We start from the raw sequence: 13,576 nt of genomic DNA, 5'->3' as shown, positions 1-13,576 counted from the left end.
GATTACAAAACTGAATCGTTGCCATGAGCAGAGTATGATAGACGGTAATTGCTTATTGAACCCGTCAAAGAGAAATTTCATGCGATCTGTGTTAACGATTTCCGCCAGCCTGCTTTTCGGCCTGGCGTTAAGTAGCGTCGCGCACGCGAACGACCATAAAATACTGGGTGTTATTGCCATGCCCAGAAATGAAACGAACGATCTCACGCTGAAAATTCCCGTCTGCCGCATCGTGAAGCGCATTCAACTCACGGCGGATCACGGCGACATCGAACTTAGCGGCGCATCCGTCTATTTTAAAACTGCGCGTAGCGCCAGCCAAAGCCTGAACGTCCCTTCCTCAATCAAAGAGGGCCAGACAACAGGCTGGATCAATATTAATAGCGATAACGACAACAAACGCTGCGTATCAAAGATTACCTTCTCAGGCCATACGGTAAATTCTTCCGATATGGCGAGACTTAAAGTCATTGGCGACGATTAATCGCTGTTATTTCTATTCCAAAAGCCAGACTGAAAATGAACGTCACCTATTTACACGACGAGGATTTAGACTTTCTTCAGCATTGTAGCGAAGAACAACTCGCCGATTTCGCCCGTTTGCTGACGCATAACGAAAAGGGCAAGGCTCGCTTGTCAAGCGTCCTTAGTCATAACGAGCTGTTCAAAGCGATGGAAGGTCACCCGGAGCAACACCGCCGTAACTGGCAGCTCATTGCCGGCGAGTTTCAGCATTACGGCGGCGACAGTATCGCCAACAAATTGCGCGGGCACGGAAAACAGTACCGCGCGATTCTGCTGGATGTCGCAAAACGGCTAAAACTCAAAGCAGATAAAAGCATGTCGACGTTTGAAATAGAACAGCAACTGCTGGAGCATTTTTTACGTCATACCTGGCAGAAGATGGACGCAGCGCATAAGCAGGAATTTCTGCAAGCCGTAGACGCCAAAGTTTCTGAACTGGAAGAACTGCTGCCGCTGCTCATGAAAGATCGCAGTCTGGCAAAAGGGGTCTCCCACCTGCTTTCCACCCAGCTTACCCGCATTTTGCGTACCCATGCCGCAATGAGCATCCTGGGCCACGGATTGCTGCGCGGCGCAGGTCTTGGCGGCCCGGTCGGCGCGGCGTTAAACGGCGTCAAAGCGATGAGCGGCAGCGCGTATCGCGTGACTATTCCGGCGGTGTTGCAAATAGCCTGCCTGCGACGAATGATGGCAGCCGTTCAGGCGTGAATGCCCTCACTGGGGGAAATATTTTCTTTTCCCCCTTATTAGATCATAGACAGTCCTCTTCCCCCTGATTATTATGCCGCGCCCCGAATACGGAACTCGTTATTCTGGGAAACTATTTCACCATTCAATTATGATGATTTTGAGGAATTATGGGCAACACTAAGTTGGCTAATCCGGCACCGCTGGGCCTGATGGGCTTCGGCATGACCACCATTCTGCTTAACCTGCACAATGCCGGTTTTTTCGCCCTGGACGGTATTATTCTGGCGATGGGGATTTTCTACGGCGGTATCGCGCAAATTTTTGCCGGTCTGCTGGAGTACAAAAAAGGCAATACCTTTGGTTTAACGGCCTTTACCTCTTACGGTTCGTTCTGGCTGACGCTGGTCGCTATCCTGCTGATGCCGAAAATGGGCCTGACGGATGCGCCTGACGCTCAGCTACTCGGCGCTTATTTAGGTCTGTGGGGCGTGTTCACGCTGTTTATGTTCTTCGGTACGCTGAAAGCCGCCCGCGCGCTGCAATTTGTTTTCCTGAGCCTGACCGTACTGTTCGCTCTGCTGGCGGTCGGCAATATCACCGGTAACGAAGCAACTATCCATATCGCAGGCTGGGTTGGTCTGGTTTGCGGCGCCAGCGCTATTTATCTGGCGATGGGTGAAGTGCTAAACGAGCAATTTGGCCGCACTATTCTGCCAATCGGCGAGGCGCACTAAATCTCTTTTATTCCTCCCGCACCGGGAGGAATAACCCTACTATCAGTATCTCCCGGTCAGGACGACATATTCTCACGTCTGGCGCTCTTTGGACGGAAAGCGGCAACCACTTCCGGCGCGGTTTCGACATACGGCCCGTCAAGCAGCTGTATGCAATACGGCACGCTCGCAAAAATGCCCGGCACGCTAACGCTGCCATCGTCCGCTTTTACGCCTTCCAGCGTTTCTTTGATCGATTTTGGCTGTCCAGGCAGATTAAGAATTAACGCCTGTTTACGGATAACGCCCACCTGGCGGGAAAGAATGGCGGTCGGCACAAAGCGCAGGCTGATCTGGCGCATCTGTTCGCCAAAACCAGGCATTTCACGGTCGGCGATGGCAAGGGTCGCGTCCGGCGTGACGTCGCGACGTGCCGGACCGGTACCGCCAGTGGTCAGCACCAGATGACAGCTCATCTCATCAACCAGTTCACATAAGGTCTGTTCGATGATCGCCTGTTCATCCGGGATCAGTCGCGTTTGCAGCTCAAAAGGGGTGGTAAGGGCAGATGCCAGCCACTCTTCAAGGGCCGGGATACCTTTATCCTGGTAAACGCCGCTGGAAGCACGGTCAGAAATGGAAACCAGGCCAATGCGTAAAGTATTCATGATTATTCCGTTTAAACAGTCTCGTTAAACAGAATGATACACTGCGAAAGGAAGGACAGACAGGTTTCAGAAGAGGTAGCGTGACCCATATCAGGGCCACGCGTTAATGATTACAGCAGATCGCCGATCATTTTTTCCAGTTTTTCCTGGTCTACCGCAAACTTACGGATACCATCCGCCAGTTTGTCAACCGCCATGGGGTCCTGGTGATGCTGCCAGAGGAACTCGGCTTCGGTAATGCGTTCCGGGCGCGCTTTGACTTCGCCGGAGAAAGAGAGCTTACGCTCAATCGCCCCTTCGCTTTCCGCCAGTTCTTTCAGCAATGCCGGTGCGATAGTCAGACGGTCGCAGCCCGCCAGCTCCAGAATTTCGCCTACGTTACGGAAGCTTGCGCCCATAACGACGGTTTCGTAACCATGCTGTTTGTAGTACTCGTAGATTTCCGTTACGGAAACCACGCCCGGATCTTCAGCTGGCGCATAGTCTTTCTTGTCGGTATTGGCTTTATACCAGTCAAGAATACGACCTACGAACGGCGAGATCAGGTAGACGCCCGCTTCGGCGCACGCACGCGCCTGCGCGAAGGAGAACAGCAGCGTCAGGTTACAGTTGATGCCTTCTTTTTCCAGCTGTTCGGCTGCGCGAATGCCCTGCCAGGTGGACGCCAGCTTGATCAGGATACGATCGTTGCTGATACCCGCATCATTGTAGAGTTTAATGATACGTTTTGCTTTGGCGATAGACGCTTCAGTGTCATAAGACAGACGCGCGTCAACTTCGGTAGAAATACGCCCCGGCACCAGCTTCAGGATTTCCAGGCCAATATTCACCGCCAGCTTATCGGTCGCGTCAACAACCTGCTGCGCGCGGTCGCTGCTCTGCTGTTTCGCCCAGGCGACAGCATCGTCAATCAGCTTACGATATTCCGGGATTTGCGCTGCGTTAAGAATGAGAGAAGGGTTAGTTGTAGCATCCTGCGGCTGGTACAGCTTCATTGCCGCGATATCTCCGGTATCAGCCACTACGGTGGTGAACTGACGAAGGGAGGTCAATTTGTCCGTCATGATAGAGTTTCTCTTTAAACAGCTTGTTAGGGGATGTAACCGGTCTACCCTGATGATAACACGACGCACTCACAGCGCAACCGCCTACATGCACCTGGCTGCCCTTGTGCACTGTTTGCGTATCTGCCGACGGTTGATGCGCAATTAAAGGATACCGCCGTATTTATGGTAAACTGCCGTTAATATTAGTCTGACAAGGTCATCTACATCATGGGTCACGCTTATACAGGATCATCAAAGCGTGACGGCATCAACAAGAGGGACGTTAATGCCTGAGTTTTTCAGTTTTATTAACGAAATACTCTGGGGCTCGGTAATGATTTACCTGCTGCTCGGCGCAGGATGTTGGTTTACCTGGCGTACCGGATTCATTCAATTTCGTTATATTCGCCAATTTAGCCGCAGTCTGAAAGGCAGCCTTAGCCCGCAGCCAGGCGGCCTGACGTCATTTCAGGCGCTGTGTACCAGCCTCGCGGCGCGGATTGGCAGCGGTAATCTGGCCGGCGTGGCGCTGGCTATCGCCGCAGGCGGTCCCGGCGCGGTATTCTGGATGTGGGTCTCGGCCATCATTGGCATGGCGACCTCCTTCGCCGAGTGTTCGCTTGCCCAGCTTTATAAAGAACGTGACCCGACAGGCCAGTTCCGCGGCGGCCCGGCGTGGTATATGGCGCGTGGGCTGGGAATGCGCTGGATGGGCGTGGTTTTCGCCCTCTTTCTGCTCGTCGCCTACGGGTTGATTTTTAATAGCGTGCAGGCGAATGCCGTCTCACGCGCGCTCCATTTCGCCTTCAACATTCCGCCGCTTATCTCCGGCATTGCTCTGGCGTTCTGTGCCCTGTTAATTATCATTCGCGGCATAAAAGGCGTCGCCCGCCTGATGCAATGGCTGATTCCCCTCATCGCGTTATTGTGGGTCGCCGGCAGCGTGTTCATTTGCCTCTGGCATATTGAGCAAATGCCTGGCGTTATCGCCTCGATAGTCAAAAGCGCATTTGGCTGGCAGGAAGCCGCGGCAGGCGCAGCCGGATATACGCTCACTCAGGCTATTACCAGCGGTTTTCAGCGTGGGATGTTCTCTAATGAAGCGGGAATGGGGTCAACGCCTAATGCGGCCGCAGCGGCAACGTCGTATCCCCCTCACCCTGTCGCGCAGGGGATTGTGCAAATGATTGGCGTATTCAGCGACACCATTATCATCTGTACCGCCAGCGCGATGATTATCCTGCTGGCGGGGAATCACGCGTCCCACTCGTCAACAGAAGGCATTCAGCTTCTCCAACATGCAATGGTTTCGTTGACCGGTGAATGGGGCGCCAGTTTTGTCGCGCTTATCGTCATTCTGTTCGCGTTCAGTTCTATCGTCGCCAACTATATTTACGCCGAAAACAATCTGTTTTTTCTGCGGTTACATAACGCAAAGGCCATCTGGCTATTACGCCTTGCGACGCTTGGCATGGTTATCGCCGGTACGCTTATCAGTTTTCCGCTGATATGGCAGCTCGCTGACATGATCATGGCCTGTATGGCCATTACCAATCTGACAGCGATTTTGTTGCTCTCACCGGTGGTGTATACCCTCGCCGGCGATTATCTGCGACAACGGAAACTGGGCGTAAGACCGCAGTTTGATCCGCGGCGCTTCCCGGATATCGAACCACAACTGGCGCCAGATACCTGGGAGGCGGCATCGCGCGATTAAGCCGACAATCGCAACCATCGGTCAACTCTGCGGCGTTTTTTTGCTAAAGTCGCAGAAAATTCCCTGCAAGGACTGAATATGCTGATTCTGATTTCACCTGCAAAAACGCTTGATTATCAAAGCCCGCTGGCCACGACCCGCTATACCCAGCCGGAGCTGTTGGATCACAGCCAGCAGCTTATTCAACAGGCCCGCCAGCTTTCGGCGCCGCAAATTTCCAGGCTGATGGGAATTAGCGACAAACTGGCGGATCTCAACGCCACGCGTTTTCATGACTGGCAGCCTCATTTTACGCCGGATAATGCACGCCAGGCGATTCTGGCGTTCAAAGGCGATGTTTATACCGGCCTACAGGCGGAAACGTTCAACGACGCGGATTTTGATTTTGCTCAACAACATCTGCGTATGCTCTCTGGCTTGTATGGCGTATTGCGCCCGCTGGATTTAATGCAGCCTTATCGTCTGGAGATGGGGATTCGCCTGGAGAATCCGCGCGGCAAAGATCTTTATCAATTCTGGGGCGATATCATTACCGATAAGCTCAACGAAGCGCTTGAGGCGCAGGGCGATCGGGTGGTGGTGAATCTGGCCTCTGAGGAATATTTTAAATCGGTGAAGCCGAAGAAACTGAATGCCGAACTGATTAAGCCCGTGTTCCTTGATGAGAAAAACGGCAAGTTTAAGGTGGTAAGCTTCTACGCCAAAAAAGCGCGCGGACTGATGAGCCGTTTTATTATTGAAAACCGCTTAACGAAGCCGGAACAGCTTACCGCGTTTGACCGTGAAGGGTATTTCTTTGATGAAGAAACCTCCACACAAGACGAGCTGGTCTTTAAACGCTACGAGCAGTAACGACATCGCCGGATGGCGGTTACGCCTTATCCGGCCTACAAATCGGCGCCACCCCATAGGCCCGGTAAGCGACAGCGCCACCGGGCACAATGGTTACTGGCGGGTCATCATCAGCTTACGCAGGGCGGCAAAATCCGCAGGCAGATGATGTGAAAGCAGCGGCAGGTCGGCGCGTTCGGCGAGCGCTTCAGGCAAGGCCAGCGTTTCTCCCAGAATGGACTCCACGCTTTCTTTAAACTTCGCCGGATGCGCCGTTCCGAGAAACAAGCCATACTCGCCAGGGTTTAACTGGTCGCGTAATGCCCGATACGCTACCGCTGCATGAGGTTCCGAGATATAACCTTTCGCTTTCAGCTCGCGCATCGTCTGTTGTGTCGTAGTGTCATCCACCGCCGCATAGCCCAGCTCAGTCAGACGCCAGATTTTACGGCGGAATAGCTCCTCCACGCGCGGCCAGTTATTCGGCTGGCTGACATCCATCGCATTCGACAGGGTCGCCTGCGTCGCTTTCGGCGCCCACTTCCCGTCATGCAGGAAACGCGGCACCGTGTCGTTGACGTTGGTGGCGGCGATAAAACGTTTCACCGGTAGGCCTAACGACTTCGCCAGCAGTCCTGCCGTCAAATCACCAAAGTTGCCGCTGGGTACAGAGATCACCAGTTGGTTACGCGCCCCCTGCGGCAATTGCGCCACGGCTTCAAAGTAGTAGCAAATTTGCGCCAACAGGCGGCTGATATTAATCGAATTAGCTGAATTCAGCCCCAGCGCCGTTTTCAGTTCTTCGTCATCAAATGCCTGTTTCACCAGCGCCTGGCAAGCGTCGAAATCGCCGTCGATCGCCACGGTTTCAATGTTGCCGCCCAGCGTACAGAACAGTTTTTCCTGCAACGGACTGATTTTACCGCGCGGGTAGAGAATGACGACCCGCACATTTTCCAGGCCATAGAACGCGTGAGCCACCGCCGCGCCGGTATCGCCTGACGTTGCGGTCAGAATCGTCACCGGTTTGTCGCCGCTGATATGCGTCAGCATTTGCGCCATAAAACGCCCGCCGAAGTCTTTAAAGGCCAGCGTCGGACCATGGAACAGCTCCAGGCAGCCGACATCGCTTTCTACCTGCGCTACCGGCGCCGGGAACGCAAACGCCGCGCGGACGCGCTCTTCCAGAATTTGCTGCGGTATTTCATCGCCAATAAATGCCGAGAGGATCTTTGCGCTACGGCTGACAAAGTCCTGGTTGAGCATCTCATCAATTTCCGTCAGGCTAAACTCCGGCAGTTCGTGCGGAAAAAAAAGTCCCTGCTGTTTGCCCAGTCCTTGCGTGACGGCCTGCGCAAAGCTGACCTGCTCATTATGGTCTTTCAGATTATAGAGTTTCATTGATTATCCCACTACTCGTGCGCCCGCCGTATCCAGCCGGCAAATATGAACGAAGCCTTCCTGATTTTGCAGATAATGTTTGCTCAGCCAGTCCGCGACGCGCTGCGCCGTCTCCGGTTTATCGCATAGCGCAAACAGCGTCGGCCCCGATCCTGAAATCCCGCTCGCCAGCGCGCCGATCTCCGACACCGCCTGCCGCGCCTGGCTAAAGCCCGGCAGTAAACGCGCGCGGTATGGTTCGGCAATAACATCTTTCATCAGCGCGGCGGCAAGCTGCGGCTGCCGCGAGTAACAGGCGTGAATAAAACCGGCCAGATGCCGTCCATGCGCAATGCAATCCTGACGGCGATACTGCGCAGGCAAAATGGCCCGTGCTTCTGCGGTAGAAACTTTAATGCCCGGATAAGCCAGTACCCATAGCCACTCATCAAAGCCCGGCACCTGCTGACTAATAATGCCGTTTTCTTCAATCATCAACTGCATACCGCCAAGAAAGCACGGCGCGACGTTATCGTAATGGATGCTGCCGGAGATACGGCCTTCCAGCTCGCCCATCAGCGCCAACAGACGCGTGTCGTTTAACGGTTTGCCGCAGTGCTCATTCATCGCGACCAGCGCGGCGACGACGGAACAGGCGCTGGACCCTAACCCGGAACCAATCGGCATATTTTTTTCCAGCGTCATCGCCACCGGGATGGTTTTCCCCAATGCCTGGCAAAAACGTTCCCAGCACTGATAAACAATATTTTCACGCGGCTCCGGCGGCAGTTTATCGGCAAATCGCCCCAGGTTATGCAGACGGAAATGGTCCGCTGCTTCAACGGATACCACATCGCCCAGCAACGTGCCGTCAACGGGTGTGACGGCTGCGCCCAACACGTCGAAACCGACGCTCATGTTCGCGCTGGAAGCCGGGGCATACACTTTCACCATGTTAAACTCCTAACTTCCATGAGAGGGTCCGTAACAGATCGGCAAACACGCCCGCCGCCGTCACATCATTGCCTGCGCCGTAGCCGCGCAGCACCAACGGCAAGGGCTGATAATAGTGGCTGTAGAACGCCAGCGCGTTTTCACCGTTTTTCACTTTGAAGAGCGGATCGTTACCATCAACTTCGGCAATCTTCACGCGGCACATGCCATCCTCTTCGATATTGCCCACATAGCGCAATACCTTACCTTCATCACGAGCTTTCGCCACACGGGCGGCAAACGCGTCGTCAAGCTGCGGCAGATGCGCCATAAAGGCGGTCACATCGCCGGAGGCGTCAAACTCGTCCGGCAACACCGGTTCAATCACAATATCGGAAAGCTCCAGCTCGCGGCCCGTCTCGCGGGCGAGGATCAACAGTTTCCGCGCCACATCCATACCGGAAAGATCGTCGCGCGGATCGGGTTCGGTATAGCCCATCTCGCGCGCCAGGGCGGTCGCCTGTGAGAGACTCATCCCCTCTTCCAGTTTACCGAAAATAAAAGAGAGCGACCCGGAAAGAATGCCGGAAAATTTTTGCAGTTCATCACCGGCATTCAGCAGGTTTTGCAGGTTTTCGATTACCGGCAAACCGGCGCCGACGTTGGTGTCATACAAGAATTTGCGCCGTGATTGCGCGGCGGCGAAACGTAGCTGATGGTAGTAGTCCATCGACGAGGTGTTCGCTTTCTTGTTTGGCGTCACCACATGGAACCCTTCACGCAGGAAGTCGGCATATTGGTCGGCCACCGCCTGACTGGAGGTACAATCAACAATCACCGGATTGAGTAGATGATATTCTTTCACCAGGCGAATTAAGCGTCCCAGATTGAACGGCGCGTTCGCTTGCGCCAGTTCCGCCTGCCAGTTGTCCAGATTCAGGCCATGCACATTGGTTAGCAACGCCTTTGAGTTCGCCACGCCGCACACGCGTAGATCGATGTGCTTGTTCTTCAGCCAGGTTTGCTGACGTTTAAGCTGTTCCAGTAGCGCGCCGCCGACGCCGCCGACGCCAATGACAAACACTTCAATCACCTGATCGGTATTGAACAGCATCTGGTGCGTTACCCGCACGCCGGTGGTGGCATCGTCGTTATTCACCACCACAGAAATGGAACGCTCAGAAGATCCCTGAGCGATCGCCACGATATTGATATTGGCCCGCGCCAGCGCGGCGAAGAATTTCGCTGAAATGCCGCGTAGCGTGCGCATACCGTCGCCGACAACAGAGATAATCGCCAACCGCTCAGTAACCGCCAGCGGCTCCAGCAGCCCCTCTTTCAGCTCCAGATAGAACTCATCCTGCATCGCACGGCGGGCACGCGCGCAGTCACTCTGCGGCACACAGAAGCTGATGCTGTACTCAGAGGAGGACTGGGTAATGAGCACCACCGAGATCCCGGCACGAGACATGGCGGCGAAAACACGCGCCGCCATCCCAATCATCCCTTTCATTCCCGGGCCGGAGACGCTAAACATCGCCATGTTGTTAAGGTTAGAGATCCCTTTCACCGGCAGATTATCATCGTCGCTGGACGCGCCGATCAGCGTTCCTGGCGCCTGCGGATTACCGGTATTTTTAATCAGACAGGGGATCTGGAACTGGGCGATAGGCGTTATGGTGCGAGGGTGAAGGACTTTGGCGCCGAAGTAAGAGAGTTCCATCGCTTCCTGGTAGGACATCGATTTCAGCAGTCTGGCGTCCGGCACCTGGCGCGGGTCACAGGTATACACGCCATCGACGTCAGTCCAGATTTCACAGCAGTCAGCGCGTAAACAGGCGGCCAGCACGGCGGCAGAGTAGTCAGAGCCATTACGCCCCAGCACCACCAGTTCACCCTTTTCATTACCGGCGGTAAAGCCCGCCATCAGGATCATGTGATCGGCCGGGATCTGGCTGGCGGCGATACGGCGAGTCGATTCCGCGATATCGACGGTAGATTCAAGGTAATGGCCCACCGCCAGCAATTTTTCTACCGGATCGATCACCGTGACGCGATGCCCACGCGCCTCCAGAAGTCCCGCCATAATCGCGATCGACATTTTTTCGCCACGGCAAATCAGCGCGGCGTTGATGCTGTCCGGGCACTGACCCAGCAGGCTGATACCATGCAAAACATGTTTGATCTGAGCGAATTCTTGTTCGACAACCATTTTCAACCGTGCAAGCGGGAATCCCGGCTGCGCGCTGGCAAGTCCTGCGAGCAGGTCAGAAAAAATACGTTCGGCATCGCTGATATTCGGCAAAGCATCCTGACCGCCGATAGTTTTTTCAATCATCGCCACCAGATGGTTGGTAATTTTCGCGGGGGCGGAAAGTACGGTCGCTACCTGCCCTTGCCTGGCATTGCTTTCCAGAATATCGGCAACACGCAGAAAACGTTCTGCATTTGCCACTGATGTACCGCCGAACTTCAACACTCGCATGGTTGTTACCTCGTGATCTCTGGTCGAAAAAAAAGCCCGCACTGTTCAGGTGCGGGCTTTTTTCTGTGTTTCCTGTACGCGTCAGCCCGCACCGTTACCTGTGGTAATGGTGATGGTGGTAATGGTGGTGGTGCTGATGCGGTTCATGGATGTTGTGTACTCTGTCATTTTTATTTGTCTGTCTTGTATTCCTATATTGGTTAAAGTATCTGCCCGCCTAAGTCAATAAATTTTTAAATTGATCACATTCCGAAATTTGTTCATGTGCTGCTGGCGATATATTTATTTTCAACCAATTCCCCCTGTTATGATCTCTTGAAACCAGACGTAATCTCTTATTATTTTAAAAATTACAGCACGTTATTTTGTTAGTTTTTTTTCAATATCATGAACCAAACGGTGCAACATTACCGTATCTCGCTGTCCCAGCAGGCCGATTCGCTGTTGTAGCCAGTCGGTTAATTTGTGGTCATCGGCCGCCTCCAGAGTCGTTAACAGACGTAAAAGGCGCGCGCGTAACGCCTGTAACTGCGATTCATCAGCAATATCAACGGATTCAGTGGTCTGTTGCATTAAACCTGCTAATTGATAGCAATACACCATGACCGCCTGACCCAGATTGAGCGAAGGGTAATCCGCCGCCATCGGCACGCCGGTCAATACATCCGCCAGCGCCAGCTCGTCATTGGTCAAACCGGAATCCTCACGGCCAAAAACCAGCGCGGCATGACGCATCCAGCGTGATTTTTCCTGTAATAAGGGAACCAGTTCAGCGGGCGAAGCGTAGTAATGAAATTTTGCCCGGCTGCGGGCTGTCGTCGCGACGGTAAAATCCACATCGTGGAGCACGTCAGCAAGGGTGTGGAAAACCTCAATATTATCAATAATATCTCCAGATCCATGTGCGACCCAACGGGTGGCGGGCTCCAGGTGCGCCTGGCTGTCGACAATACGCAGGTCAGTAAATCCCATGGTCTTCATAGCCCGGGCGGCTGCGCCGATATTTTCCGCTCTGGCGGGAGCGACAAGAACGATTGTTACACGCATTTCATTACTCTTTTTGACTAATTTACAGGAAATTAGCTGGCGTTTGTAAGCATATTACGCTTCGCAAATTTACAAAATTTTAACGGATATCACTGAAAAAGCATTTTTGATTTCGTAAAAGACGCTACACTATTGCGTATCTGTACTATTGCTGTTTATGTTAACAGAACATCGTTATCCTGCTGTTTATTTAGGATAATTTAATTTAAAATAGATCCTGTTCTTTGGATTCATCACATTTATTAGTTGGCTTACGTAACTAGTTGGAATATTGCAAATTTGTGATGAAAGCTAGCATTTAGCTACGATGATTTCATCAAACTGTTAACGTGCTACAATTGAACTTGATATATGTCAACGAAGCGTAGTTTTATTAGGTGTCCGGTACGTCTTAGCCTGTTATGTTGCTGTTAAAATGGTTAGGATGACAGCCGTTTTTGACACTGTCGGGTCCAGAGGGAAAGTACCCACGACCAAGCTAATGATGTTGTTGACGTTGATGGAAAGTGCATCAAGAACGCAATTACGTACTTTAGTCATGTTACGCCGATCATGTTAATTTGCGACATGCATCAGGCAGGTCAGGGACTTTTGTACTTCCTGTTTCGATTTAGTTGGCAATTTAGGTAGCAAACATGCAGACCCCGCACATTCTTATCGTTGAAGACGAGTTGGTAACACGCAACACGTTGAAAAGTATTTTCGAAGCGGAAGGCTATGATGTATTCGAAGCGACAGATGGCGCGGAAATGCATCAGATCCTCTCTGAATATGACATCAACCTGGTGATCATGGATATCAATCTGCCAGGGAAAAACGGTCTCCTGTTAGCGCGTGAACTGCGTGAACAGGCTAACGTTGCGCTGATGTTCCTGACGGGCCGCGATAACGAAGTCGACAAAATTCTCGGCCTCGAAATCGGCGCGGATGATTACATCACCAAACCGTTTAACCCACGCGAATTGACCATCCGTGCCCGCAACCTGCTGTCCCGTACCATGAACCTGGGTACCGTCAGCGAAGAGCGTCGTAGCGTTGAAAGCTACAAGTTCAACGGTTGGGAACTGGATATCAACAGTCGTTCACTGATCGGCCCGGACGGCGAGCAGTATAAACTACCGCGCAGCGAGTTCCGCGCGATGCTTCACTTCTGCGAAAACCCTGGCAAAATTCAGTCGCGCGCAGAGCTGTTGAAGAAAATGACCGGCCGCGAGCTGAAGCCGCATGACCGTACTGTTGACGTTACCATTCGTCGTATTCGTAAGCATTTCGAATCCACGCCGGATACGCCGGAAATCATCGCCACCATTCACGGCGAAGGTTATCGCTTCTGCGGCGACCTGCAGGATTAATTCGGCCCAGGCGCCAAACCGTAAAAACAGCCGGTAAGTTATTCTTACTGGCTGTTTCTTATGTCCCCCTTCCGCTAAGCGGCCTCGCTTTCCCTCCTGACCTGCCGTTATGACGTACTCTTTTACATAAAAATTGTCGTATAGCGCTGTTTATCTCAGCTTGCGAAAGTTAAGGTAGTTTGTGTATTT

Annotated in this window: 14 protein-coding genes and 1 other annotated feature; of the genes, 6 read left to right on the top strand and 8 right to left on the bottom strand. The window is 53.0% G+C overall.

Features of this window, described 5'->3' with window-relative positions; genetic code table 11:
• Positions 1-79 precede the first annotated feature (79 nt).
• The 3 genes from ACLJRS_RS16085 (at position 80) to satP (ending at position 1,949) form a co-directional block, all read left to right on the top strand.
• Positions 80-484, top strand: coding sequence for a DUF2541 family protein (locus ACLJRS_RS16085; protein ID WP_001258090.1), 405 nt, complete (start codon positions 80-82; stop codon positions 482-484).
• Positions 485-519: 35 nt separating this feature from the next.
• Positions 520-1,233, top strand: a complete 714-nt coding sequence (gene msyB / locus ACLJRS_RS16080) for an acidic protein MsyB (RefSeq protein ID WP_001103477.1) — start codon at positions 520-522, stop codon at positions 1,231-1,233.
• Positions 1,234-1,382: 149 nt separating this feature from the next.
• Positions 1,383-1,949: an acetate uptake transporter gene (gene satP / locus ACLJRS_RS16075; RefSeq protein ID WP_000528527.1), complete on the top strand. Its 567-nt coding sequence runs from the start codon at positions 1,383-1,385 to the stop codon at positions 1,947-1,949.
• Between the two features lie 56 nt (positions 1,950-2,005).
• On the opposite strand, the gene mog is transcribed toward satP, so the two are convergent.
• Both mog and tal read right to left on the bottom strand, forming a co-directional pair.
• A complete protein-coding gene (mog, locus tag ACLJRS_RS16070) occupies positions 2,006-2,596 on the bottom strand; it encodes a molybdopterin adenylyltransferase (RefSeq protein WP_001094677.1) in 591 nt (196 codons plus the stop codon).
• 110 nt (positions 2,597-2,706) lie between these two features.
• Positions 2,707-3,660 (bottom strand): transaldolase, encoded by a 954-nt coding sequence (gene tal, locus ACLJRS_RS16065; RefSeq protein ID WP_000130175.1) that lies wholly within the window; start codon positions 3,658-3,660, stop codon positions 2,707-2,709.
• A 268-nt stretch (positions 3,661-3,928) separates the two neighbouring features.
• On the opposite strand from tal, the gene ACLJRS_RS16060 reads away from it, so the two are divergent.
• Both ACLJRS_RS16060 and yaaA read left to right on the top strand, forming a co-directional pair.
• The gene (locus tag ACLJRS_RS16060; RefSeq protein WP_001113818.1) at positions 3,929-5,359 is read left to right on the top strand and encodes an alanine/glycine:cation symporter family protein; all 1,431 of its coding nucleotides are present in this window, start codon (positions 3,929-3,931) and stop codon (positions 5,357-5,359) included.
• Between the two features lie 78 nt (positions 5,360-5,437).
• Complete coding sequence (yaaA, locus tag ACLJRS_RS16055) at positions 5,438-6,211, top strand: peroxide stress protein YaaA (protein WP_000906175.1); 774 nt, start codon at positions 5,438-5,440, stop codon at positions 6,209-6,211.
• Positions 6,212-6,304: 93 nt separating this feature from the next.
• Here the strand turns inward: yaaA and thrC are convergent, their stop codons facing one another.
• From thrC to yjjY, 6 genes are all read right to left on the bottom strand, one after another.
• Positions 6,305-7,591 (bottom strand): threonine synthase, encoded by a 1,287-nt coding sequence (thrC, locus tag ACLJRS_RS16050; protein ID WP_000781110.1) that lies wholly within the window; start codon positions 7,589-7,591, stop codon positions 6,305-6,307.
• Positions 7,592-7,594: 3 nt separating this feature from the next.
• Positions 7,595-8,524, bottom strand: a complete 930-nt coding sequence (thrB, locus tag ACLJRS_RS16045; protein ID WP_000241685.1) for a homoserine kinase — start codon at positions 8,522-8,524, stop codon at positions 7,595-7,597.
• Position 8,525: 1 nt separating this feature from the next.
• A complete protein-coding gene (gene thrA, locus ACLJRS_RS16040) occupies positions 8,526-10,988 on the bottom strand; it encodes a bifunctional aspartate kinase/homoserine dehydrogenase I (protein ID WP_001264675.1) in 2,463 nt (820 codons plus the stop codon).
• 25 nt (positions 10,989-11,013) lie between these two features.
• Positions 11,014-11,134, bottom strand: a sequence feature (Thr leader region).
• Positions 11,070-11,135 (bottom strand): thr operon leader peptide, encoded by a 66-nt coding sequence (gene thrL, locus ACLJRS_RS16035; RefSeq protein WP_001575544.1) that lies wholly within the window; start codon positions 11,133-11,135, stop codon positions 11,070-11,072. Its footprint overlaps the feature before it by 65 nt.
• Before the next feature lie 213 nt (positions 11,136-11,348).
• A complete protein-coding gene (locus ACLJRS_RS16030) occupies positions 11,349-12,035 on the bottom strand; it encodes a tRNA/rRNA methyltransferase (RefSeq protein WP_001266774.1) in 687 nt (228 codons plus the stop codon).
• Positions 12,036-12,434: 399 nt separating this feature from the next.
• On the bottom strand, positions 12,435-12,575 hold the full coding sequence (gene yjjY / locus ACLJRS_RS16025; RefSeq protein ID WP_001541509.1) for a protein YjjY: 141 nt from the start codon (positions 12,573-12,575) through the stop codon (positions 12,435-12,437).
• Between the two features lie 95 nt (positions 12,576-12,670).
• Between yjjY and arcA the strand changes: the two genes are divergently transcribed.
• On the top strand, positions 12,671-13,387 hold the full coding sequence (gene arcA / locus ACLJRS_RS16020; RefSeq protein WP_001194359.1) for a two-component system response regulator ArcA: 717 nt from the start codon (positions 12,671-12,673) through the stop codon (positions 13,385-13,387).
• Positions 13,388-13,576 lie beyond the last annotated feature (189 nt).

It is taken from the genome of Salmonella sp. SAL00670 (assembly GCF_046552235.1).
GTDB lineage: Bacteria > Pseudomonadota > Gammaproteobacteria > Enterobacterales > Enterobacteriaceae > Salmonella > Salmonella enterica.
The sequence above is the reverse complement of the archived record's forward strand: the minus strand, read 5'-3'. Positions and strand labels throughout refer to the sequence as shown.